This is a genomic window from Paraburkholderia sp. BCC1885 (genome assembly GCF_900996235.1).
GTDB lineage: Bacteria > Pseudomonadota > Gammaproteobacteria > Burkholderiales > Burkholderiaceae > Paraburkholderia.
The window spans coordinates 1-518 of the sequence record NZ_CAAJGM010000095.1 but is presented as its reverse complement, the minus strand read 5'-3'; the positions used below and the strand labels follow the sequence as shown (position 1 = coordinate 518).

The 518-nt window shown below is 70.5% G+C and carries 1 pseudogene; it reads right to left on the bottom strand.

Annotated elements, in window-relative coordinates:
* Nucleotides 1-518, bottom strand: a pseudogene (locus tag FQ755_RS37220) (hypothetical protein); the annotation flags it as partial.

Here is a 518-nt window from a genome sequence, read left to right as displayed (position 1 = left end):
GACGCTGGAGGCGCACAACCCGAAGGCGAGGAAGGCCAGCAGGCCCTGCCAGAACATCGTCGGCTCGCCGGCACGATGCGCGGCGAACAGCGGCACGAACACCAGCAGGTTCTTGAGCCATTGGTGCAGGCGCAGCGCGTGGGCCCAGACCCGCAGCGTGCCGGCGCGCGTGTCGATCACGTGCTCGACGTTGCCGTTGCGCTGCGCCTCGCGCGCGATGCGCTTGGGCGCGTTGACCACGTAGGCGCGCTCGGCCGCGCGCCAGGCGGAGAGATCGTCGCGGGAATTGCCTACATAGTCGAAACCCTTGTCGCCGTAGGCGCCCACCAGCGCGTCGCGCTTGTTGTCGGCCGACAGATTGACGGCGCCGTCGCTGGCGAAGGTGCGGTCGAACAGGCCCAGGTGGCCGGCGATCGCATTGGCGTAGTGCGAGGCGCTGGCGGTGGCCAGCGTGATCGGCCGGCCCTGGCTGCGCTCGGCGCGCAGCCATTCGAGCACCGTGCCGTTGTAGGGCAGGC